Raw genomic sequence first — 20,300 nt, 5'->3', positions numbered from 1 at the left:
GCTTAGCGGCGCATTACCTTCTCAGAAGGAGTCAAAGCTTCAATGTAAGCAGGTCTACTGAAAATACGCTCAGCATATTTTAGGAGAGCGGCGGCATTGCGAGAAAGATCAATGCCGTAGTGCTCAAGACGCCATAACAATGGTGCAATTGCAACATCCAACATCGAGAACTCATCGCCCAGCATGTATTTGTTTTTAACAAAAATTGGCGCCAACTGAGTCAAACGATCACGAATTGCTAAACGCGCTTTTTCATGAACCTTCTCAGCAGCCTTACCTTTTTCATTTTCCAGGGCGGCTACGTGCACAAATAACTCTTTCTCAAAATTGAAGAGGAAGAGACGTGCGCGTGCGCGTGCTACAGGATCAGGCGGCATCAATTGCGGATGAGGAAAGCGCTCATCAATGTATTCATTGATGATGTTTGACTCATACAAAATAAGATCGCGCTCAACCAAGATAGGCACTTGGCCATATGGGTTCATTACAGAGATGTCTTCAGGCTTGTTAAACAAGTCGACATCGCGGATTTCAAAATCCATGCCTTTTTCAAAAAGCACCAAACGGCAGCGTTGCGAGAATGGGCAGTTAGTACCCGAGTACAACACCATCATAAATTTATTTCCTTAAATTTCTACTTCAATACAACAAACGCACAACAGCGTTAAATCTTTTCACTAACAGGCCCAGTATCAGGGCCCATCAAATTCAATTAGTGAATATCTTTCCAATAGGCTTTATTCAAACGCCAAGCCAACAGAGTAAAGATTGCCAAGAACAAGAGCACTACTACACCAAGACGCTTACGCTCCAACTGAACTGGCTCAGCCATCCATGACATGAAAGCAACCAAGTCAGCGATGTTGTCGTCATACTCTTGTGTACTCATTGTGCCGGGAGTTAACTGTTCAAAGCCAACAAAGACTTCTTCTGTTCTGCTTGGATCATGGGGATCTTTATGTTCCTCAAACTTCGCAGCACGCTCACCCTGTAACTGCCAGAGAACGTGAGGCATACCGACTTTAGGGTAAACCAAGTTGTTCCAACCAGTTTGTGTGGTGTCGTCTTTATAGAAAGTGCGGAAGTAGGTATAGAGCCAGTCTGCTCCACGAGCACGCGCCTCAACTGATAGGTCAGGAGGGGTTTTTCCAAACCAAGCCTTCGCTTCTTTTGGTGTCATGGAGATGGTCATCAAATCACCCACTTTGGCATCAGTCAAAATGAGGTTGTCTTTGATTTGTTGATCGGTCAAACCAATATCGCGTAAACGGTTGTAACGCATGCTTGCCGCTGCATGGCAGTTCAAGCAGTAGTTCACAAATAACTTGGCACCGTTTTGTAATGAAGCATCTTTACTAACGCGATTAGGGGCTTGATCCAAGGGAAAGCCACCCTCATTTGCGCTGGCACTAATGCCAAAGCCCAAGGCCGCAACCAACACTGTTACTTGGCAGACGCCTATCAAAGTTTGCAGAATTCGTTTCATACTAGTTCCTAATTTCTCTTTGCCAATATCTTAGGCGTGCATTAATGGGACTTAAAAGTAACGCGCGTTGGAACTGGCTTAAATTTACCCAGCGTGCTCCAGAACGGCATTCCCAAGAAGAAGCCCAGATAATAAATAGTGCATACCTGAGAAATCTTTTCAAACACTGGTGATGGCGGCTGAATACCTAAGTAGCCCAAGATCACAAAGCTCACCACAAATACACCATAAATATATTTATGAAACTGTGGGCGATAGCGAATGGATTTAACTGGTGAATGATCCAGCCAAGGCAAGAAGAACATGATCACAACAGAACCACCCATGATCACAACACCCCAGAACTTAGCATCAAATAAGTAGAAGCCAGCCGCCAATACGAGAGCGATTGCAACGCATGCGCCCTTAACCTTGAGGTTTTTAGTCTTCAGAGCAAACATTCCGAGAATAACTGCCAAGAAGATCCATAAAGGCAACAGGAAGTTCGTTGTAGTTGCACGCAACATGGAGTAAAACGGCGTGAAATACCAAACAGGAGCAATGTGCGGAGGTGTTTGAAATGGGTTTGCAGGAACGAAGTTATTGGCCTCGAGGAAGTAACCGCCCATCTCTGGTGCAAAGAACACAATACATGCAAAAATAATCAAGAAGCCACCCAAATACATCACATCATGCACTGAGTAAAAAGGATGAAATGGTATGCCGTCAACTGGGTGACCATTAGCATCCAAGTTCTCTTTAATTTCAACGCCATCTGGGTTGTTTGAGCCTACTTCATGCAGAGCCAAAATATGGGCCGCAACTAAGCCAATCAATACCAATGGAATTGCAATTACGTGGAATGCAAAGAAGCGGTTCAGCGTTGCATCACCCACCACATAGTCGCCACGCAACCATAAAGACAGGTCTGGGCCAATGAATGGAATTGCGGAGAACAAGTTCACAATTACTTGAGCGCCCCAGTAAGACATTTGACCCCATGGGAGCAAGTAACCGAAGAATGCTTCGCCCATCAAGCACAAGAAAATTGCGCAACCAAAAATCCAGATCAACTCACGTGGCTTACGATAAGAGCCGTAGATCAAACCACGGAACATATGCATGTAAACCACCACAAAGAACATGGAAGCGCCGGTAGAGTGCATATAGCGAATCATCCAACCCCATGGAACTTCACGCATGATGTACTCAACTGACTCAAAAGCCTTTGCAGCATCAGGCTTGTAGTTCATGGTCAAGAAAATACCGGTCAGAATCTGGTTTACCAACACCACGATAGCTAATGCACCAAAAATATAGAAAAAATTCAGATTTTTTGGAGCGTAGTACTCGCTCATGTGACGCTTAAATGCTTCTGTTACCGGTAGACGTGAGTCAACCCAAGCCATTAGCTTTTGGGCGGCGGAAGCGTCCGCTGGAACTTGTTTTTCTTGGAATGCCATTTATCTCTCCTTAGGCCTTCTTATCGTCGCCGATCAGAATCTTGGTGTCGCTCAAATACATATGCGGCGGAACTTCAAGATTATCTGGGGCTGGTTTGTTCTTAAATACGCGGCCTGCCATATCGAATGTCGAACCGTGACATGGGCAGAGGAAACCACCTGGCCAAGTATTTGGCAAGGATGGTTGTGCACCGGATTCAAACTTTGGCGTTGGTGAGCAACCTAAGTGGGTGCAAATACCAACCACTACGAGGTACTCAGGCTTGATAGAGCGCCACTGATTCTGGGCATACGGAGGTGTAAATTGAGCCGGGTCACGTAATGAATTTGGATCAGCCAATTCGTTATCAATCTTAGATAACTCGGCAACTTGCTCGGGAGTGCGACGCACCACCCAAACCGGCTTGCCGCGCCACTCAACCATTCTCATCTCATCTGGCTGCATACCAGTGATATCAATTTCAACAGCTGCTCCAGCGGCTTTCGCACGCTCAGAAGGCTCTAAACTGTCAATAAAAGGGTATAGGGCTGCGGCGGCACCTACGCCACCAACCGCCGAAGTGGCGATCAACCAATTACGGCGATCCTTGTCCATACAGGGCTTGTCACTCATTTACAAAATTCCTAGAAAGGGTATTTATGGGTGGAAATTGCTTAAAGGTAGGATTTTAAAGTAAAAAGTGGGGTAAGCAAGAAAGTTATGGGGTTAATCTCAGGTTAATCAGGATCTAAACGAAAAAGGAAGCATTTATGAGCGTTTTAAAGGAGTTTCGTGACTTTGCAGTCAAGGGAAATGTGATCGATTTGGCCGTCGGCGTCATTATTGGCGGCGCTTTTGGGAAAATCGTGGATTCCCTGGTAAATGACATCGTTATGCCGGTTATTTCCACCCTTTTAGGGGGTCATATCGACTTTACCAATCTGTTTATCGTCCTAGGCCACGTCCCTGAAGGTGTTCCCAGAACTTTTGATGCCCTCAAAAAGGCGGGTGTGCCCATTTTTGCCTACGGCAATTTCATCACTATTTCTATCAATTTTGTACTCTTGGCATTCGTGATTTTCCAAATGGTCAAAGTAGTCAACAAAGTTCGATTAATGGATGCGCCACCTCCGCCTCCAGTGCCAGAGGATGTAGTGTTGTTGCGCGAAATTCGTGACAGCCTCAAAAAATAATTCACTCGCATCCAATACAAATGCTGAATCGACTCTGGTTACTATTTGCGCAAGCAGTCACCATTTTGATGGCTGCTTGGTTTATTGTTGCCACCCTTAAACCAAGCTGGCTATCAGATGCGCAAATGGGATCCATTGTTAAAAGCGTTACTCTGAGAGAGGGTGCTTACGATAGCAATGAAATTAGCCCAGGCTCATATCATGAAGCTGTAAAAAAATCGATGCCAGCAGTTGTGAATATTTTTACAAGCAAATCAACTGCAGCGCCTAAAACGCGCAAGGGCAATAACGGTAACTCTGCAGATCCATTATTTAAATTCTTTTTTGGAGATCAGCCTCCGGACGCTGAACCCAGCTCCAGCCTAGGCTCTGGGGTCATCGTCAGCCCCGAAGGAATCATTCTCACCAATCATCATGTTATTAGTGATGCTGATGAAATTGATGTAGCGCTTGCTGATGGCAGAAAAGTAAAAGCCAAAATAATTGGTAGCGATCCCGAAACTGACATCGCCGTATTGAAGATTGATAACAAACAATTACCCACCCCTATTACGTTGGGAAAAATTGAGTCAATCCATGTCGGAGATGTAGTGCTCGCAATAGGCAACCCATTTGGAGTTGGTCAAACGGTTACCTCCGGAATTATTTCTGCTATTGGCCGAGACCATGTTGGCATCAATACATTTGAAAACTTTATTCAAACTGATGCCGCAATTAATCCAGGAAATTCGGGTGGCGCATTAGTTGATACTCGAGGACACTTAATTGGAATTAACACTGCGATTTATTCCAATAATGGTGGCTCCATGGGAATTGGTTTTGCAATTCCAATCAATCTTGTGAAGCAGGTAATGGAGTCTATTCTCAATAATGGCAGCGTGACACGAGGCTGGATTGGGGTTGAACCTCAAAATCTATCTAATGAGCTCTCGGAGTCGCTAGGGCTTCCTAAAAACACTACTGGCGTTCTTTTATCTGGGGTTTTAGAAGGTGGCCCGGCAGCAAGGGGTGGCATCAAGCCTGGGGATGTTCTGATTGCAGTTAATGGCAATAGCACCAAGGATGTCAGACAGCTTCTGAATCAAATTGCACAAATTAACCCCGGCAATGAGGCAATCTTAAAGATCTTGCGCAAAGATAAAGAGTTAGAGTTAAAAGTTCAGACTGGTAAAAGGCCAAAACCTAAAACAACAAACTAAAAAGAGGCCAGATGGCCTCTTTTTTATCCAGCGAGGATTTTGGATAAAAAGTCTTTTGCTCGAGGGGAGCGTGCATCTGGATTACCAAAGAACTCGTCCTTGCTGCAATCTTCAATGATGCGGCCTTGATCCATAAATATCACTCGGTGACTTACTTTGCGCGCAAAGCCCATTTCATGGGTAACGCAGCACATCGTCATACCCTCATTAGCCAACTTCACCATGACATCCAAAACTTCGCCAACCATTTCAGGGTCAAGCGCAGAAGTAGGCTCATCAAACAACATCACAATTGGATCCATGCTCAAGGCACGCGCAATAGCTACGCGCTGCTGTTGGCCACCAGACAACTGGCCAGGAAACTTATCTTTTTGAGCGCTCAAACCAACACGTTCTAAATATTTAAGTCCGTGTTTTTTTGCCTCATCAGCAGAGCGCCCCAATACTTTGATTTGCGCAAGCGTGAGGTTCTCAGTAATACTCAAGTGGGGGAAAAGTTCAAAGTGTTGAAATACCATTCCCACGCGAGCACGTAACTTAGGTAAGTTGGTTTTAGGGTCATGTAGATTGATGCCATCAACGGAAATTTGACCGGACTGAAATGGCTCTAACGCATTAATAGTTTTAATTAAAGTAGATTTACCTGAACCAGACGGGCCGCAAATAACTACAACCTCACCTTTTTTGATTGATGTGGTGCAATCAGTCAAAACCTGAAAGGAGCCATACCATTTAGAAACGTTTTGAAGTTCAATCATGATGGTCTATGTAGTGTGTAGCAATCAAAAAAATAATTAGCGAATAATGGCAACTTTTGCCTGAATGAGGCGCACCGCTTTAGACAGTGAGAAGCAAATAATGAAATAGGTTGCTGCAGCCAGGATATAAGTCTCAATTGGACGACCGTAATTTTTACCGGCAATCTCAAAGCCTTTTAATAAATCATAGGCTCCAATTGCATAGACCAAAGAAGTATCTTGGAACAAGATGATGGTCTGCGTCATGAAGACTGGAATCATATTTCTAAAGGCTTGTGGCAAAACTACTAAACGCATGTTTTGTCCATAAGTCATTCCCAAGGCCTCACCTGCATAAATCTGACCTTTTGGAACTGACTGAATACCTGCCCGCACAATCTCCGAGAAGAAAGCAGCTTCAAAAGCGATAAAGGTGATGGTGGCGGATAAGTCTGCCCCTATAGGCCTGCCAATGAGCATCGGTATCAGCAAGAAGAACCAGAGAATCACCATAACCAATGGAATAGATCGCATGGTGTTGATGTAAAACGTTGCGGGATAAACCAAAGCAGGCTTACCGGATAGTCGCATCAAGGCCAGAAAGGTGCCAACCACAATACCGCCAACTGTAGCAATAACCGTGAGCTGCACACTAAACAGCAGCCCCTTCAAAATGTAATTTGTGAAGAGTTCCCAGTTATAAAAACTTAAGTCTAAGCTCAACATATCATCACCCCTTAATGAGCCAGACTTGCATCATTAGATGCGGCAATAAAACCAGGAATTCGACTTCTTTTTTCTATCAAAGCCATTACGCGATTTACAGCAAACGCAGATAAAGCATAGAGCGCTGTAACTGCTAAATAAATCTCTACACCATGAGATGTTTCTTCTTGAGCCTGCATGGCAAATAGTGTGAGCTCGGGTACAGAAACGGCAAAAGCTACTGAAGAGTTTTTAATGACATTCATGCTCTCAGAGGTCAGAGGCGGAATGACGATACGCAACGCCATAGGCAATATGACATAACGATAAGTCTGTGGGGTCGTTAAACCCAATGCAGTTGCAGCAGCCCGTTGCCCACTTGGCAAAGACTGAATACCGGCACGTACTTGCTCAGCAATACGAGCAGAGGTAAAAAAGCCTAAAGCGATACTAACCAACCAATAAGATGGGAGCGCCTTTAAAGGCAAAACAAAAGCAGGAATGACGTGGTACCAAAGAAATACCTGAACCAACACCGGAATATTTCTAAATAACTCTACCCAAGCAGTTGAGAGTCTCACCAACACTCTGCTCAATCTGCCATTGTCAGGTAGTGTTCTGAGCGTACCCATTACGGCACCCAAAATCAAGGCGATGGCAAGGCCAAGAGCTGCAACCGCTAAGGTCCAGCCCCAAGCCTTCATCAGCCAGTCTAGGTAGCTAGGGTCTGCATTTTGGCCAAGCCCAAAAATAGAGGAGAAGCAGTGTTCAACCACTTCTCCATCTAAGGTGCTTTTACAAAAAACACCTAAATCTAATGCCATATTAAGAACTTATTTAATTGAATTACTTCTTGTTGTAATCTTCTGCAGGCTTGTCATTCAAATGAGCCCAAGCATATTTAGTTGCCGGGGATAATTCGAGACCAACTACAATATTTTTCGGTGGAATTGGTGATAAGAACCACTTGTTCCAAAGTCCAGGCATTTTGCCGTTGGCAACAATCTTGGCAATCGCAGCATTCACAGCGGCTTTAAATTCTGGATCATCCTTACGAACCATGATTGCGATTGGTTCAGTACTGAGAACTTCGCCAACAATTTTGTAATCTTTTGGATTTTTTGAGTTGGCAATATTACCGGCCAAGATAGAGCCGTCCATCACAAAAGCATCTGCACGGCCAGACTCAAGCAATAAGAAGCTGTCGGCATGATCTTTACCAAATACTTCATCAAAATTTACGCCATTCGCTTTTTCATGCTTACGCAAGAGTTGTACGGATGTTGTTCCTGTTGTTGTTGCTACCTTTTTGCCATTCAAATCAGCAATAGATTTAATTCCAGAATTTGCTTTTACAGCAATACGTACTTCTTCTACGTATAAAGTGTCAGCAAAACCAACATCTTTTGCACGGTTGACATTATTTGTAGTAGTGCCGCACTCAATATCAACGGTGCCGTTTTGCACCAAAGGAACACGATTTTGTGATGTCACTGGCTGATAGTTAATGCGTAAAGTATTCACACCTAACTTATCTTTAATGTCAGCCAAGATCATGCGGCAAATTTCAACGTGGTAACCATCAAAGCGGCTATCCCCAGTGGTGTAAGACATCGGAATCGATGACTCGCGCACACCCATGGTTACGGCACCAGAGGATTTAATCTTATCCATAGTTGCACTAGCAGCCTGAGAAGCGGCAGGAACAAGCAGTCCCGCGACTAAAGCGGTTGCTGCAAAAATCATGGGGAATTTATTGTTTTTCATTGAAGGTCTCACTATTGGTTCATTTTTGAATGGGACAGCATTAATACTCTATTTTTAACAGACTATATATCAAAGACGGTTAACTAAATCCCTTTATGAGTGCAGAAATTAGGGTTTCTACCAATACAGCTTTGAATTCACTAGAAATTTGAAAGTTAAAGGTCGAGATGCTCAGGAGGCAAGCCGCCTTGGTAGCGCTGATAAATTTTCGTAAGCGCTTCCTCCAACACCCCTGTAAAAGTTTTTGCATTAAACAAGGGGGAGTCCATCCTATTTTTCGTCAACTTTTCTTTAATAGCCCTTAGTTTTGCTGGGTTCGTTGCTAGCTCAACAGCTAAATCCTCATATTCCTTTTGACTAAAAGCAATCAGTTCCGGCAAATCGATGGCTGTTAAAAGACTACCGGCAACCCTGCCCGCCAAGGTTTTACCCAGCTGAGTTAACACCGGCAAACCGGCCCAAAGGGCATCGCTGGCGGTTGTATGCGCATTACACGGCAGCGTATCCAGAAATAGATCTGCCAATTGATGTCGCGCTAAATGCTCCGGGAGATCCATTCGCTCCGAAAATATCAAACGGTCTTTTGTAATTCCCCTGGCTTGGGCCTGCATGATGAGGTTCTCTTTAGCCAGCACATTATCCTCAAGTAACCAAAGAACACTATTAGGCACTCTCGCCAAAATTCGCGCCCATACATCAAACATCATCGGCAAAATTTTAAAATTATTGTTAAAGCAACAAAATACAAATTGATGTTCTGGTAGATTCAATTCTGCTCGAGAAAATTTTCTATCGGAAATCTTTCGCTTTGAATCGTTCACCTGGTAACTATTTTTTAAATAGATAATTTTTTCTGAAAAATATTTTTGATTATTTTCAGGAATTAATACCTCATCGGCAATGATGTAATCCATAAAATCAGCGCCCATGGTGCCGGGATAGCCCAAGTAATTAAGCTGAAGAGGTGCAGCACCCAGTGCAAAAATTTGAGGTCTTGAGTTAGTGGTATAGCCCTTAAGATCAATGGCGATATCGGTTTCCATATGTCGCGACAATGCAGCAACATCTTGATCTGACATGTTGCTGACGTCAATAAATTGGTCGAAATTTTTCTTCAGCCTCGCTTGCATTTCATCTTGAGTATCGGGGCTAAATGAAAATGCGATAACCTCAAACCGCCCTCTATCATGCAACTCAAAGAGTTCAGCCATTAAATAGGCTGTCGCATGATTAAAAAAATCATTGGAAAAGTAAGCAATTCGAATTTTCTGCGCGCTGTTCTTTACATGAAATTTGGGTTTCGCATAAGCGGCAAACTGATCTTTTGCGTAGAGTTGTGCAACCTGAAAATTGATTTCCTCTGATGATGAAGCTACTACTACTGGAAATGGTGATGAGGCAAATTGATTGTTGAGAATAACCCTCTCAAGATTCGCAATCTCAACTTCAATATTCCTCCAGTCACAGATCTTCATCTTTGCGTGCAGCATTTCTCCAGCCACATAATGAATATTCGGATCCAGTCTCAGCGCCTCTTCATATGCGGCAATAGCTTCAGGATATTTTTTTTGATCATGTAGAAACGCAGCCTTATTCGCCCAGGCTTGAGCATATTTCGGGCTTAATTGAATTGCCTGATCATATGCTGCCAACGCATCATTGAGTCTCTTGAGTGCATACAGCACAATGCCTTTGTTAGACCAAGTCGTCGCATCATCGGGACGCAGATGTAAGGCTCTGTCGTACGATTGAAGAGCCTCGTCATAGCGCCTTAGTCGCGCAAGATCAACCCCAAGATTGCACCAAGCCTCAGCATAGCCAGGATCGATTTCAACAGCATTTTTGTAGTGCACTAAAGCAAGATCTAGCTGATTTATTTCATCGTATAGCCTAGCTACGTTGTAATGCAACTCAGGAGAGTCTTTTTTTAACTGAAGTGCTTTTGTATAGTTTTGAAGCGCTAATTTTGTATCGCCAAGCTGGGCCTGGGCAGTAGCCAAATCATGTAGTGCCTCAAAGAATTCACCCTCAATTTTTAAGGCTCGGTCCAGATAGAGAATTGCTTGCTGAAACTGGCCCCTCTCTAGGAGGGAGGATCCCAGGTAATAAAGCGCCTTAGGCGAGCAATCGGACTGCTGACTGGCTTTTAACAGGAGATTATGAAAGCCCTCCATATCGCCAGTAATGGCTGCAACATAAGCCAATAACTCATTTGCCCCCGCATGGCCTGGGTCAAGCGCTAGAGCTGATCCAAGAGCCAATTTACATGCCTGATAGTCTTTCGCCTGAAAGTGCCGCTGAGCTAAGCTTAAGAAATTTTCCAGGCTATCTTTTTGCATGTTGTATAAGGTTTTGATGCTTTTTTAGTTACAAGCCCTCATTCTAGACTCTGACAATACAAGACTTCTGCTCAGAATATCCCAAGACCATAGCAACAATTGCAAGCCGACCAATAACACTCAGATACTTCATCTTTATCGATATCCTTAAGCAAGATCAACTAAGAAATTTTTGATATTTACTAAAGAAAAAACCCACTGTGTTACCACAGTGGGTTAATTTAATACCTAACTAATTCTTAACTAGCTTACGCTAGCGTTAAATTAGAAAGTGTGACGTACGCCAACCGCATAGTTGCTTGCATTGAAGCTAGATGGGTTTGTGTTGTTCACGATTGAAACGTTTGATGTTCCAACTTGACCATAGATAGCGTACAAGTTTGTGCGCTTGCTGAGGTAGTAGTTAGAACCGATCTGCCATGAAGTCATGTTAGCAGCTGGGTTGCTTGAACCGAAAGCTGTAACTTTACCCAAACCGCCTTGTGCCCAAGCTTCGATAGTTGGAGTGATATAGCTACGAACACCAATTTGCTCACCAGTACGCTTAGCGTAGTAGCCAGTGTCTAATTGTGAAGTTACTTTACGGCTGATGTACTGAGCGTATGCCTTCAAGATACCGAAGTCATAAGTACCGCCAACATAGTACTGGTTATCTTTAACGTTGTTACCCAATGTTGAAGCTTGGCCTGCACCGAAAATAGCATAGCCAGGTGTGCCAGCAGTAGCTTTAGATGTAACACCAGTAGCTGTAGCGCTTGCTGCATAAGTGTTTGACAAGTCATACGCTTCTTTAGCATTCAACTGTTGCATAGCTGCAGTAATGAACAACTTCTGCCATGCATAGTCAACGCCCAAGCCCCAACCGTTTTGGTTGTTTGTACCACCAGTGTAACCATTAGTACCGTTAGCAATTTGTGTTTGATTCTGGTTGGTGTTGTTCATGATCACAGCACCGTGACCAGTGAAACCAGCAAAAGTTGCTGTGTTAACTGTCAAAGTGTTTTGTGCACGGATAGTGTATGAGTTGCCAGCAGCAAAGCCGTTGTTAACTGCAAAGTTGTTATCCGCAACAGTTGCGCCTGTACCAGTAGCAGAGGTATAGATCATGTCGCCGAGGATGTTGTTTGTACCGCCAGCGTCAGTTGCAGCAACTGAGTTATGAACTGTTGTGTACTGTGTACCAATAGCGAAATCACCAAGGCCGTTTTTCTTCAAACCAGCAAAAGATTGACGGTTTTCAGTAGTAGCTGAGTTCTTGAAACCAGATGTAGAGTCAGCAGGAGCCAAGCCTAATTCAACTGTGAAGAATGCAGAAGTACCACCACCTAAATCTTCAGTGCCTTTGAAACCTAAACGGCTTGTAGACTCAGAGCTACCAGAAAACTGGTTTGATGTGCCTTTAGAAACTGTATTTTTGTCTCCGTTAGCAACACGTGAATTTCCACCAACATAACCAAGGTCCATGATGCCGTAAACGGTTACGCTGGACTGAGCTTGAGCTGCGCCAGCGAAAGCTGTCATAGCTGCAACTGCTAATAGCGATTTTTTCATTCTTTAAATCTCCAAAAATTAAAAGTAATGCCCAAATAAAACTGGGACCTATGAATTTTGCTTGTTTTGCCCCGCTAGACTGGGGGTCAGGGTATTTAGGAGCTCTTTTTGCTTGTCAAAAGGTAGTTTTTTGGTTTTCTTCGTTGTATCTCGGCAACAAGACCCCTGTTTTCTGTCTTTTATGAGCCTTAGATGCCAAAATTGTCATATGGCAAGTCGCGAATTCTTAAAAATCCTTAGTTCAGCCCGTTTAGGTGATGTTTCTGCGCAACAAAAACTAGCATCTGCCTACCTGACGGGGGCTTTTAAAACCCCTATTCAACCTGCTAATGCCTTGATTTGGTTAGAAAAATCCTATTTTTCCATTGCAAATCAAGGGCTTGTAGATAAAAGCTCAAGTAACGCTCAAATTTTGGATCTCTTGGGTCAAGTAGCCAGCATTCCACTTGCAGAAACCTTTAGCTCCCCTGCTTTTGAGTTTGGCTGGAACTCTTTTTGGACCCTGGCTGAGAATGGAAGTAGCCTCGAATCTCAAATAGCAGCCAAATGGCAGCTCATCAGCTTGTTGATTAATCCTGCTAATGAAGAAATTCAATCTCAATTAGTGGATTGGCTAAAAAAGAAAACTTTGCCACCGCCGTTAGAAAAGATTTCTTCCCTAGATTTTGCTGGTCTTCAAAAGATCGCCAAACAATATCTACATGAACTTGCAGATGGCGACTCTACTTTTGCAAGCAACGCGAAAGAGTTACTCATTAAGCTCCAACCGAAGAACGAGGCACTCTCTTCCCTATGGAAAGTTTGGCTGGATGAACAAAATGAAGATGCATTAATCCAGGCAGCAGAGCTAGGTCTAACGATCGCTAAACTCACCCTGGGGTTACGACTTGCTCAGTTGGATGAGAATCTAGCCTCCGAAAAGAATAAATCGAATGCGTCTCTTAAAAAAGCAGCTCACTGGTTAGAGCTTGCCGCCAAAGATGGTGATCGAGATGCTTGGTACGCGCTTGGTGAGATTTATCGTCGCCCACAATTTTCTGGATACAACGCTGCCGAGAGTGATCGTTGCTTTGATCGTGCTGCTGACTTAGGTCACGCACAAGCGCAACTACGCAAAGGTGCAAACCTTTGGCGTAAGCGTGAAAAGAGTGAGGAGAAGGTTCGCGGACTACAGGCCTCTTATTGGGTATGGCATGCTCACCAGCAAGGCGTCCCAGAAGCAAAAGATTTGCTCGGCAAGATTTTGGAAAGCTGCCCCGATCCCAAATCAAACGAATGGTTTGAATTAGCACAGTGCGCTGAAGAAGCAATTAATCACCATGCTGAACACAAGCTAGATGAAGATTGGTTACTACTTTGTCATCGCATCATCATTGCCAATCAATTCAACTTCACTAAAGCAGAGTTATTACTTTGTGAAGTTGGTCAGTTGCAGCATGAACATTGCGTAGTGGTTGATATCCGCTGGGAGTTACCCAAGATATTGCCTAGACTCATTCAGATTGAAACGATTCAACAGCGGCGCGCTCTTTTAGCTGCAGGCAAAGCTTTTGCTGGGTCTGAAATAGATATTGAAGGTAACTTACGCCAAAGACGCTATCGCTTTGACCGCGTCACAAATTGGTTAACCAGTACCTTCTCTAAGAATCAGGTAGAAGCAGAGCTTGATTGATCTGCCGCAGGCTCATCTTCAGATGGCTTGGGCACGTAGAAGCGAGCAATGAGTAGTCCCAATTCATAAAGCAGCGTCATCGGCACCGCAAGAAGCAACTGAGATAACACGTCTGGTGGGGTAACGACTGCTGAGATCACAAATGCTCCCACAATCACATAAGGACGAATTTCCTTGAGCTTAGCTAGAGGCACCATGCCCATACGCACCAAGACAACAACCACTACAGGCACCTCAAAGGTAATACCAAATGCCAAGAAGGTTGTCATGGCAAAACTCAAATAGTTATCAATGTCAGTAGACATCTCCGCACCCAAGGGGGCGTTATAGCTCGCCATGAACTTAAAGACTGTCGGGAACACCAAGAAGTAAGCAAACGCCATGCCGATGATGAATAAGGCATAGCTACTAACCACCAAAGGAAGAATCAACCTTCTCTCATGCAGATATAAACCTGGCGCAACAAAAGCCCAAAGCTGATACATCACCACCGGCAAGGCAATCAGAAACGCCACCAACATAGTGACTTTCATCGGCACAAAAAATGATCCTGTGACATCAGTCACAATCATCTTGCCACCAGCAGGTAATGCCTCTAATAAAGGCTGAGCAAACAAATGAAAAATATCAGGCGCCCAATAGACCAAGCAAACGAAGACAACAATGATGGCGAGCGCTGCTTTAATTACGCGATCACGTAATTCAAATAAATGGGAAAGAAAAGTTTCCTGTAATCCAGGGTCTTCAGTTGAATTATGGTCAGTCATGCCGAGCTATTTTTATTTTTTTACTTGTTACTGTTATTTGCTAGCACTGTGATGAAAGCGTTTCATTCTGGCAGCGCCAGATTGCACACGAGTACGCAAGCCCATCGAGCGCTTGAACCAAATCGGCCTTGCAGCACGACGTACGCCCCAGCTATTTCGTCCTTGGCGCTTAGTTTTGCGAAGCACTTCCTTTTCATCGAGCGGAGGCTTATCAAAGCTTGTCTCAAAGATGTCCGCCTGATCGCTTAAGTTGGCGCCAGCCTCTTGTACTGTTGAGCCAATACTATTTTCAACTTCTTTTAAGGTAGCCGCAGTCTCTTCTCGAAACTTTTTAAATTCTTCAACTTCCATCTGGCGATTAACTTCAGACTTGACGTCAGCCATATAGCGCTGTGCACGCCCAAACAAATTTCCTGCCATACGCGCTACTTTTGGCAAGCGCTCTGGTCCAACCACCACCAAAGCAACTACAGCGATCAGCGCAAGTTTTGAAACTCCGAGATCAATCATTTAACCAGTCGTTTAAAAGCTGCATGAGTTTCTATTACGCTCAATTATTTATTTATTAACGTCTTTTGCCTGAACATCAACAGTCTTCTCTGCTGTTGCAGAACTTTGTTGAATTTGCTCCTTAGGCTCGTCGGCAGCTTTCATGCCATCTTTAAAACCCTTAACCGCACCACCTAAATCTTGACCGATATTGCGCAATTTTTTAGTGCCAAATACCAACATCACGATCACTAAAACAATTAACCAATGCCAAATGCTAAATGAGCCCATCTTTAATCTCCTTGGATTATTTTTTCCAGGGGCGGGGACCGCCCATCACGTGCAAGTGCAAGTGATAAACCTCCTGCCCACCATCCGCACCATTATTCACCATCAACCTAAAGCCGCCATCCTTACCCGGACGACAGCCCTGATCTTTGGCAAGACGGGGTGCTAATTCCATCATTCTACCCAGCAAAGGCGCATCTACGCTTTCTGCTGACTCCAACATGGGTATATGTTTTTTGGGAATCATCAAAAAGTGGATTGGCGCCGCCGGATTAATATCTTTAAAAGCATAGATTTCCTCATCCTCATAGACCTTCTGGGATGGAATCAAGCCTTGAGAAATCTTACAAAACAGGCAATTAGGGTCGTGTGACATGCTTTATCTCGTCTTTATTACGCGCTTACTCTGCGTTTATTCTTTTCCAGCAGCTTTTCTAGCTGCCTTTTCCTCGATGCCCGAGGTACCCAAACGACGATCCAACTCAGCAATCACATCTTCTGGACGCAAGTTAAATTGAGACAGGGCAATCAGGCAGTGGAACCAGAGGTCAGCCATTTCACCAACCAGCAGCTTTTGCTGCTCGGGAGCCAAGTTAGCATTACGCGCATCTTTTGCAGCCATTACCGCTTCAGTTGCTTCCTCGCCAATCTTTTTCAAGATGCCATCGTCACCTTTAGAAAAGAGCAAAGCCGTGTAAGAAGTTTTAGGATCTGCTTGACCCGCCTTAAATGCATCACGACGTTGATCCACTACATCAGCCAAATGGGCGAATGCAGAATCTAAATTAGAAGGTTTTTTTGCAGAGCTAGTCATTTGGTCATTTTATGTCTTTTAGGCTAAAGACTTAAGGTTCTCTATTTTTTAGAAATAGACTCGTCAACCCAAGCATTCTTTGCTGAGTCCAAACGCATAAAGAAGCAGCTGTGCTCGCCTGTATGACAAGCAATGCCATCTTTTTGCTCAACGAGCAGCAAAATCGTATCGCCATCACAATCCAAGCGAATTTCTTTTACTTTTTGAGTGTGGCCAGACTCTTCACCTTTGTGCCATAACTTCTGTCTGGAGCGGGTCCAATACACTGCCTCGCCCAAACGCAACGTTTCTAACAAAGCATCGCGATTCATCCAGGCCATCATCAGGATATCTTTACTGCCGACCTCCTGCGCGATGACAGGCACCAAGCCTTGATCATTCCAAGCTATCGCCTCTAACAAGACTTGGTCTTTTGAGTTTTTATTTGTATCTGACATTTGTCTAATTTTGACAGAATTGTTATGGGCCAAGTAAATCAGCGATTGCGCACGATTGGGGTAATGACCCGACACTCCTTGTGGACACTATCCCAATTTGTGTGTATGGTGTGTATTAAATTAAAATAAAGGCTAATCATGAAATATCCAATTGCTATTGAACCGGGTGGGGATAAGTTCGCATGGGGCGTGATTGTCCCCGATATGCCAGGCTGCTTTTCTGCCGCTGACAGCGGCATCGATGAGGCTATTGAGAATGCTAAAGAAGCTATTGAACTTTGGATTGAAGCTGCATTAGACGCAGGTGAAGATATACCCAGGCCCAGCTCTATTACCGATCTACAAAAAAAGAAAGAGTTCAAGGGATATATCTGGGCGATTGCTGAGATTGATCCAGCGTTGCTGTCAGACGATATCGAAAGAGTAAATATCTCTTTGCCAAAAAGGGTATTGGCAAGATTAGATGCTAAAGCTAAATCTGCCGGTGAAAATCGCTCTGCATTTATCGCTCACATGGCGATTAGTGCTTAAACACATTAACTATATTCGGACAGGGATTCCTTGGGCGGCCATATATTCTTTTGCCTGACCAACGGTGTACTCACCATAGTGAAAAATACTGGCAGCTAATACAGCATCCGCATGACCCTTGGTAATGCCATCCACCAAATGCTGCAAATTACCAACACCCCCGGATGCAATAACCGGTACAGAAACAGCATCACTTACTGCTGCGGTTAAAGACAAGTCAAAGCCATCCTTACTGCCATCACGATTCATGCTGGTTAATAAGATTTCACCAGCACCACGCTTGGCAACCTCCTTGGCCCATTCAACTACATCCATGCCTGTAGCCGTTCTGCCGCCATGCGTAAACACTTCCCAATTGCCAGCCTCTGTTTGTTTGGCATCAATCGCCACAACAATACATTGAGAGCCGTAATAGGCAGCCGCATCAGACACTAAATCTGGATTTGCTACTGCAGAAGAATTCATACTCACCTTATCTGCGCCAGCATTGAGCAAACGTCGCACATCGGCAACAGCGCGCACACCACCGCCAACAGTCAAAGGGATGAATACTTGTGATGCCACATCTTCAATGATGTGCAAAATGAGATCACGCCCATCAGACGTGGCAGTAATATCCAAAAAGGTTAGCTCGTCCGCACCTTGAGTGTCATACCGTTTTGCAATTTCAACGGGATCGCCTGCGTCGCGCAGACCAACAAAGTTCACACCTTTAACTACGCGCCCTGCAGTGACATCTAGGCAAGGAATAATTCGCTTGGTTAACACTAGATAATTTTCTTTTGATATTTAAGCGTCAACTCATCAGCATATTTTTGAGCGGCAGCCAGATCCAGATCACCGGCATAAATAGAGCGGCCGGCAATCACGCCCATCACTCCCTCTTCCTCTGCCTTGCAGAGTGCATCAATATCTTGATTATTCGATAAGCCCCCACTAGCGATAACAGGGATTCGAATAGCTTGGGCCAACTTTACCGTGGCATCAATATTTACACCTTTGAGCATGCCATCCCGTCCGATATCGGTATAGATAATGGCCTCTACGCCCCAATCCTCAAATTTCTTGGCAAGGTCGATCACTTCGTGACCGGTAATCTTGCTCCAACCATCGGTTGCCACTTTGCCATCTCGCGCATCTAGGCCAACCATCACATGCCCTGGGAATGCTGTGCAGGCATCCTGTACAAAGCCTGGATTTTTAACAGCAGCTGTGCCAATGATGACTGTACTGATACCGTCATCTAATAAACGTTCAATCGTTTCAAGATCACGAATGCCACCACCCAATTGCACAGGAATCTCATTGCCAACTGCTTTGAGAATCGATTTAATCGCTGACTCATTCTTGAGCTTGCCAGCAAATGCGCCATTGAGATCAACTAAATGCAGACGTCGCGCACCTTTACTAATCCAATGCGCCGCCATTGCGCCAGGGTCTTCAGAAAAAACCGTGGCTTTATCCATATCACCCTGTTCGAGTCGAACACAGTGGCCGTCTTTCAGATCAATTGCGGGAATCAGCAGCATAGAAAAGATTAATAAATATTAAGGTTGCCAAGAAACAAAATTTTGGTAAAGCTTTAATCCGTATTCTGCACTTTTTTCTGGATGGAATTGAGTTGCAAAAATATTATCTCGCGCCACTGCAGAAGTAAACCAATCGCCATATTCAGTAGAGCCAGCGATATCTTCATTGCGCTGCGGCACAACATAGTAGCTATGCACGAAATAAAAGCTCGTTAAATCTGGTATTCCACTCCATAAGGGGTGCTTTTGATCCTGACGCACTTGATTCCAACCCATATGCGGGACTTTATAAGCAGATCCATCTGGCTGCTTTTTGCCAACCAAATCAAAGCGACGAACCTCCCCGGGAATCAAACCCAAGCATGGCGTCCATTGCTCATTCACGCGGACCTCTGCGCTTCTATCAAATAGCATTTGTTCGCCCACACACACACCCAGAAGCGGCTTAGTTTTAGATGCCTCTAATAAGGCCTCCAATAAACCGGATTCTTCTAGATGCTTCATGCAATCAGGCATTGCACCTTGACCAGGCAACACCACACGATCAGCCGAACGAATTTCTTCTGGCTGATGTGCAATCAATACGTTATCGGTGGGTGCGACATGATGAAATGCCTGATACACAGAACGGAGATTGCCCATTCCATAATCAACGATCGCAATGGTTTGCGCCAAAATTGAGCCTATCTTTGCTGTTATCTAACGGGCAACTAGAAGATCTAGATTAGAGGCTGCCTTTGGTTGAAGGAATGGCGCCAGAAGCACGTGGATCGACCGTCAAAGCCATACGCAAAGCACGTCCAAAAGCCTTGAAGACAGTTTCAATCTGATGATGCGCATTAATACCGCGTAAGTTATCAATGTGCAAAGTCACTCCAGCATGGTTCACAAAACCACGGAAGAATTCGATGCTGAGGTCCACATCAAAGTCACCCACACGAGCACGGGTAAATGGAACATTAAATTCCAAACCTGGACGGCCGGAGAAATCGATCACAACACGAGAGAGAGTCTCATCGAGTGGGACATAAGAATGGCCATAACGAGTAATGCCAGCCTTATCACCTACCGCCTTAGCAAATGCCTGCCCAAGAGTAATGCCCACATCCTCAACAGTGTGATGGTCATCAATATGGGTATCGCCATTGGCAACCACTTTGAGGTCAATCATGCCGTGACGCGCAATTTGATCCAACATATGGTCGAGAAAAGGAACGCCGGAGGCTAGTTCAGCCTTACCGGTACCATCTAAATTGATGGAAATCTGAATTTTGGTTTCCGAAGTGTTTCGGGTAACGTCGGCTTGCCGCATGCTTCATTGCGCCGCGAGGCGAAGTGTTGATTGAAGCCTCATAATATCATTCCTAGTAGAGA

General features: G+C 44.5%; 24 protein-coding genes and 1 pseudogene. 4 read left to right on the top strand and 21 right to left on the bottom strand.

The window, feature by feature from the left end; all coding sequences use genetic code 11:
- Positions 1-2: 2 nt before the first annotated feature.
- From ICN18_RS03330 to petA, 4 genes are all read right to left on the bottom strand, one after another.
- A complete protein-coding gene (locus ICN18_RS03330; RefSeq protein WP_068320223.1) occupies positions 3-614 on the bottom strand; it encodes a glutathione S-transferase N-terminal domain-containing protein in 612 nt (203 codons plus the stop codon).
- Positions 615-712: 98 nt separating this feature from the next.
- The gene (locus tag ICN18_RS03325; RefSeq protein WP_216189068.1) at positions 713-1,486 is read right to left on the bottom strand and encodes a cytochrome c1; all 774 of its coding nucleotides are present in this window, start codon (positions 1,484-1,486) and stop codon (positions 713-715) included.
- Positions 1,487-1,527: 41 nt separating this feature from the next.
- Positions 1,528-2,928, bottom strand: a complete 1,401-nt coding sequence (locus tag ICN18_RS03320) for a cytochrome b (RefSeq protein WP_216189067.1) — start codon at positions 2,926-2,928, stop codon at positions 1,528-1,530.
- Positions 2,929-2,938: 10 nt separating this feature from the next.
- Positions 2,939-3,541: a ubiquinol-cytochrome c reductase iron-sulfur subunit gene (gene petA / locus ICN18_RS03315; protein ID WP_216189066.1), complete on the bottom strand. Its 603-nt coding sequence runs from the start codon at positions 3,539-3,541 to the stop codon at positions 2,939-2,941.
- 137 nt (positions 3,542-3,678) lie between these two features.
- Here petA and mscL point away from each other — a divergent pair, with 137 nt between their 5' ends.
- Together mscL and ICN18_RS03305 are read left to right on the top strand one after the other, a co-directional pair.
- Positions 3,679-4,101 (top strand): large conductance mechanosensitive channel protein MscL, encoded by a 423-nt coding sequence (gene mscL, locus ICN18_RS03310; RefSeq protein WP_216189065.1) that lies wholly within the window; start codon positions 3,679-3,681, stop codon positions 4,099-4,101.
- 20 nt (positions 4,102-4,121) lie between these two features.
- Positions 4,122-5,300: a Do family serine endopeptidase gene (locus tag ICN18_RS03305; RefSeq protein ID WP_216189064.1), complete on the top strand. Its 1,179-nt coding sequence runs from the start codon at positions 4,122-4,124 to the stop codon at positions 5,298-5,300.
- A gap of 23 nt (positions 5,301-5,323) precedes the next feature.
- On the opposite strand, the gene ICN18_RS03300 is transcribed toward ICN18_RS03305, so the two are convergent.
- The 7 genes and pseudogenes from ICN18_RS03300 to ICN18_RS03275 form a co-directional block, all read right to left on the bottom strand.
- Positions 5,324-6,058, bottom strand: coding sequence for an amino acid ABC transporter ATP-binding protein (locus ICN18_RS03300; protein WP_216189063.1), 735 nt, complete (start codon positions 6,056-6,058; stop codon positions 5,324-5,326).
- A gap of 36 nt (positions 6,059-6,094) precedes the next feature.
- Positions 6,095-6,763 (bottom strand): amino acid ABC transporter permease, encoded by a 669-nt coding sequence (locus ICN18_RS03295; RefSeq protein ID WP_216189062.1) that lies wholly within the window; start codon positions 6,761-6,763, stop codon positions 6,095-6,097.
- A gap of 11 nt (positions 6,764-6,774) precedes the next feature.
- Positions 6,775-7,566, bottom strand: coding sequence for an amino acid ABC transporter permease (locus tag ICN18_RS03290; protein WP_216189061.1), 792 nt, complete (start codon positions 7,564-7,566; stop codon positions 6,775-6,777).
- Positions 7,567-7,588: 22 nt separating this feature from the next.
- Entirely contained in the window at positions 7,589-8,488 is a 900-nt protein-coding gene (locus ICN18_RS03285; RefSeq protein ID WP_216189457.1) for an amino acid ABC transporter substrate-binding protein, read from the bottom strand.
- 176 nt (positions 8,489-8,664) lie between these two features.
- Entirely contained in the window at positions 8,665-10,509 is a 1,845-nt protein-coding gene (locus tag ICN18_RS03280; protein WP_216189060.1) for an O-linked N-acetylglucosamine transferase, SPINDLY family protein, read from the bottom strand.
- Positions 10,510-10,548: 39 nt separating this feature from the next.
- Positions 10,549-10,683: pseudogene (locus ICN18_RS10540) on the bottom strand (hypothetical protein); the annotation flags it as partial.
- A 429-nt stretch (positions 10,684-11,112) separates the two neighbouring features.
- Positions 11,113-12,399: a porin gene (locus ICN18_RS03275; RefSeq protein ID WP_216189059.1), complete on the bottom strand. Its 1,287-nt coding sequence runs from the start codon at positions 12,397-12,399 to the stop codon at positions 11,113-11,115.
- A 208-nt stretch (positions 12,400-12,607) separates the two neighbouring features.
- Between ICN18_RS03275 and ICN18_RS03270 the strand changes: the two genes are divergently transcribed.
- Positions 12,608-14,071, top strand: coding sequence for a tetratricopeptide repeat protein (locus ICN18_RS03270; RefSeq protein ID WP_216189058.1), 1,464 nt, complete (start codon positions 12,608-12,610; stop codon positions 14,069-14,071).
- Here the strand turns inward: ICN18_RS03270 and tatC are convergent.
- Genes tatC through hisI form a run of 6 tightly spaced genes read right to left on the bottom strand, consistent with a single transcriptional unit; the run spans position 14,047 to position 16,866 of the window.
- A complete protein-coding gene (gene tatC / locus ICN18_RS03265; RefSeq protein WP_216189057.1) occupies positions 14,047-14,838 on the bottom strand; it encodes a twin-arginine translocase subunit TatC in 792 nt (263 codons plus the stop codon). The two genes, ICN18_RS03270 and tatC, sit on opposite strands and share 25 nt — an antisense overlap.
- Positions 14,839-14,871: 33 nt before the next feature.
- A complete protein-coding gene (gene tatB / locus ICN18_RS03260; protein WP_216189056.1) occupies positions 14,872-15,348 on the bottom strand; it encodes a Sec-independent protein translocase protein TatB in 477 nt (158 codons plus the stop codon).
- A gap of 48 nt (positions 15,349-15,396) precedes the next feature.
- Entirely contained in the window at positions 15,397-15,618 is a 222-nt protein-coding gene (gene tatA / locus ICN18_RS03255) for a Sec-independent protein translocase subunit TatA (RefSeq protein ID WP_216189055.1), read from the bottom strand.
- Positions 15,619-15,634: 16 nt separating this feature from the next.
- On the bottom strand, positions 15,635-15,991 hold the full coding sequence (locus ICN18_RS03250) for a histidine triad nucleotide-binding protein (protein WP_216189054.1): 357 nt from the start codon (positions 15,989-15,991) through the stop codon (positions 15,635-15,637).
- A gap of 36 nt (positions 15,992-16,027) precedes the next feature.
- Positions 16,028-16,429, bottom strand: a complete 402-nt coding sequence (locus ICN18_RS03245) for a phosphoribosyl-ATP diphosphatase (RefSeq protein WP_216189053.1) — start codon at positions 16,427-16,429, stop codon at positions 16,028-16,030.
- A 41-nt stretch (positions 16,430-16,470) separates the two neighbouring features.
- Positions 16,471-16,866 carry a phosphoribosyl-AMP cyclohydrolase gene (gene hisI, locus ICN18_RS03240; protein ID WP_216189052.1) on the bottom strand — a complete coding sequence of 132 codons (396 nt, stop codon included), beginning with the start codon at positions 16,864-16,866 and terminating at the stop codon, positions 16,471-16,473.
- A gap of 138 nt (positions 16,867-17,004) precedes the next feature.
- On the opposite strand from hisI, the gene ICN18_RS03235 reads away from it, so the two are divergent.
- On the top strand, positions 17,005-17,397 hold the full coding sequence (locus ICN18_RS03235; protein WP_216189051.1) for a type II toxin-antitoxin system HicB family antitoxin: 393 nt from the start codon (positions 17,005-17,007) through the stop codon (positions 17,395-17,397).
- A gap of 9 nt (positions 17,398-17,406) precedes the next feature.
- Here ICN18_RS03235 and hisF read toward each other — a convergent pair whose 3' ends face one another.
- Genes hisF through hisB form a run of 4 tightly spaced genes read right to left on the bottom strand, consistent with a single transcriptional unit; the run spans position 17,407 to position 20,238 of the window.
- Positions 17,407-18,165, bottom strand: coding sequence for an imidazole glycerol phosphate synthase subunit HisF (gene hisF, locus ICN18_RS03230; RefSeq protein ID WP_216189050.1), 759 nt, complete (start codon positions 18,163-18,165; stop codon positions 17,407-17,409).
- Positions 18,165-18,926 (bottom strand): 1-(5-phosphoribosyl)-5-[(5-phosphoribosylamino)methylideneamino]imidazole-4-carboxamide isomerase, encoded by a 762-nt coding sequence (gene hisA, locus ICN18_RS03225; RefSeq protein WP_216189049.1) that lies wholly within the window; start codon positions 18,924-18,926, stop codon positions 18,165-18,167. The genes hisF and hisA overlap by 1 nt, the downstream gene beginning before the upstream one ends.
- An 18-nt stretch (positions 18,927-18,944) precedes the next feature.
- Complete coding sequence (gene hisH / locus ICN18_RS03220) at positions 18,945-19,601, bottom strand: imidazole glycerol phosphate synthase subunit HisH (RefSeq protein ID WP_216189048.1); 657 nt, start codon at positions 19,599-19,601, stop codon at positions 18,945-18,947.
- A gap of 49 nt (positions 19,602-19,650) precedes the next feature.
- Positions 19,651-20,238 (bottom strand): imidazoleglycerol-phosphate dehydratase HisB, encoded by a 588-nt coding sequence (gene hisB, locus ICN18_RS03215; RefSeq protein ID WP_216189047.1) that lies wholly within the window; start codon positions 20,236-20,238, stop codon positions 19,651-19,653.
- Positions 20,239-20,300: the final 62 nt, after the last annotated feature.

Source organism: Polynucleobacter parvulilacunae, from assembly GCF_018881715.1.
In the GTDB taxonomy this organism is placed as follows: Bacteria; Pseudomonadota; Gammaproteobacteria; order Burkholderiales; family Burkholderiaceae; genus Polynucleobacter; species Polynucleobacter parvulilacunae.
Note: the sequence above shows the minus strand (reverse complement) of the source record. Positions and strands in the feature narration are given on the sequence as shown.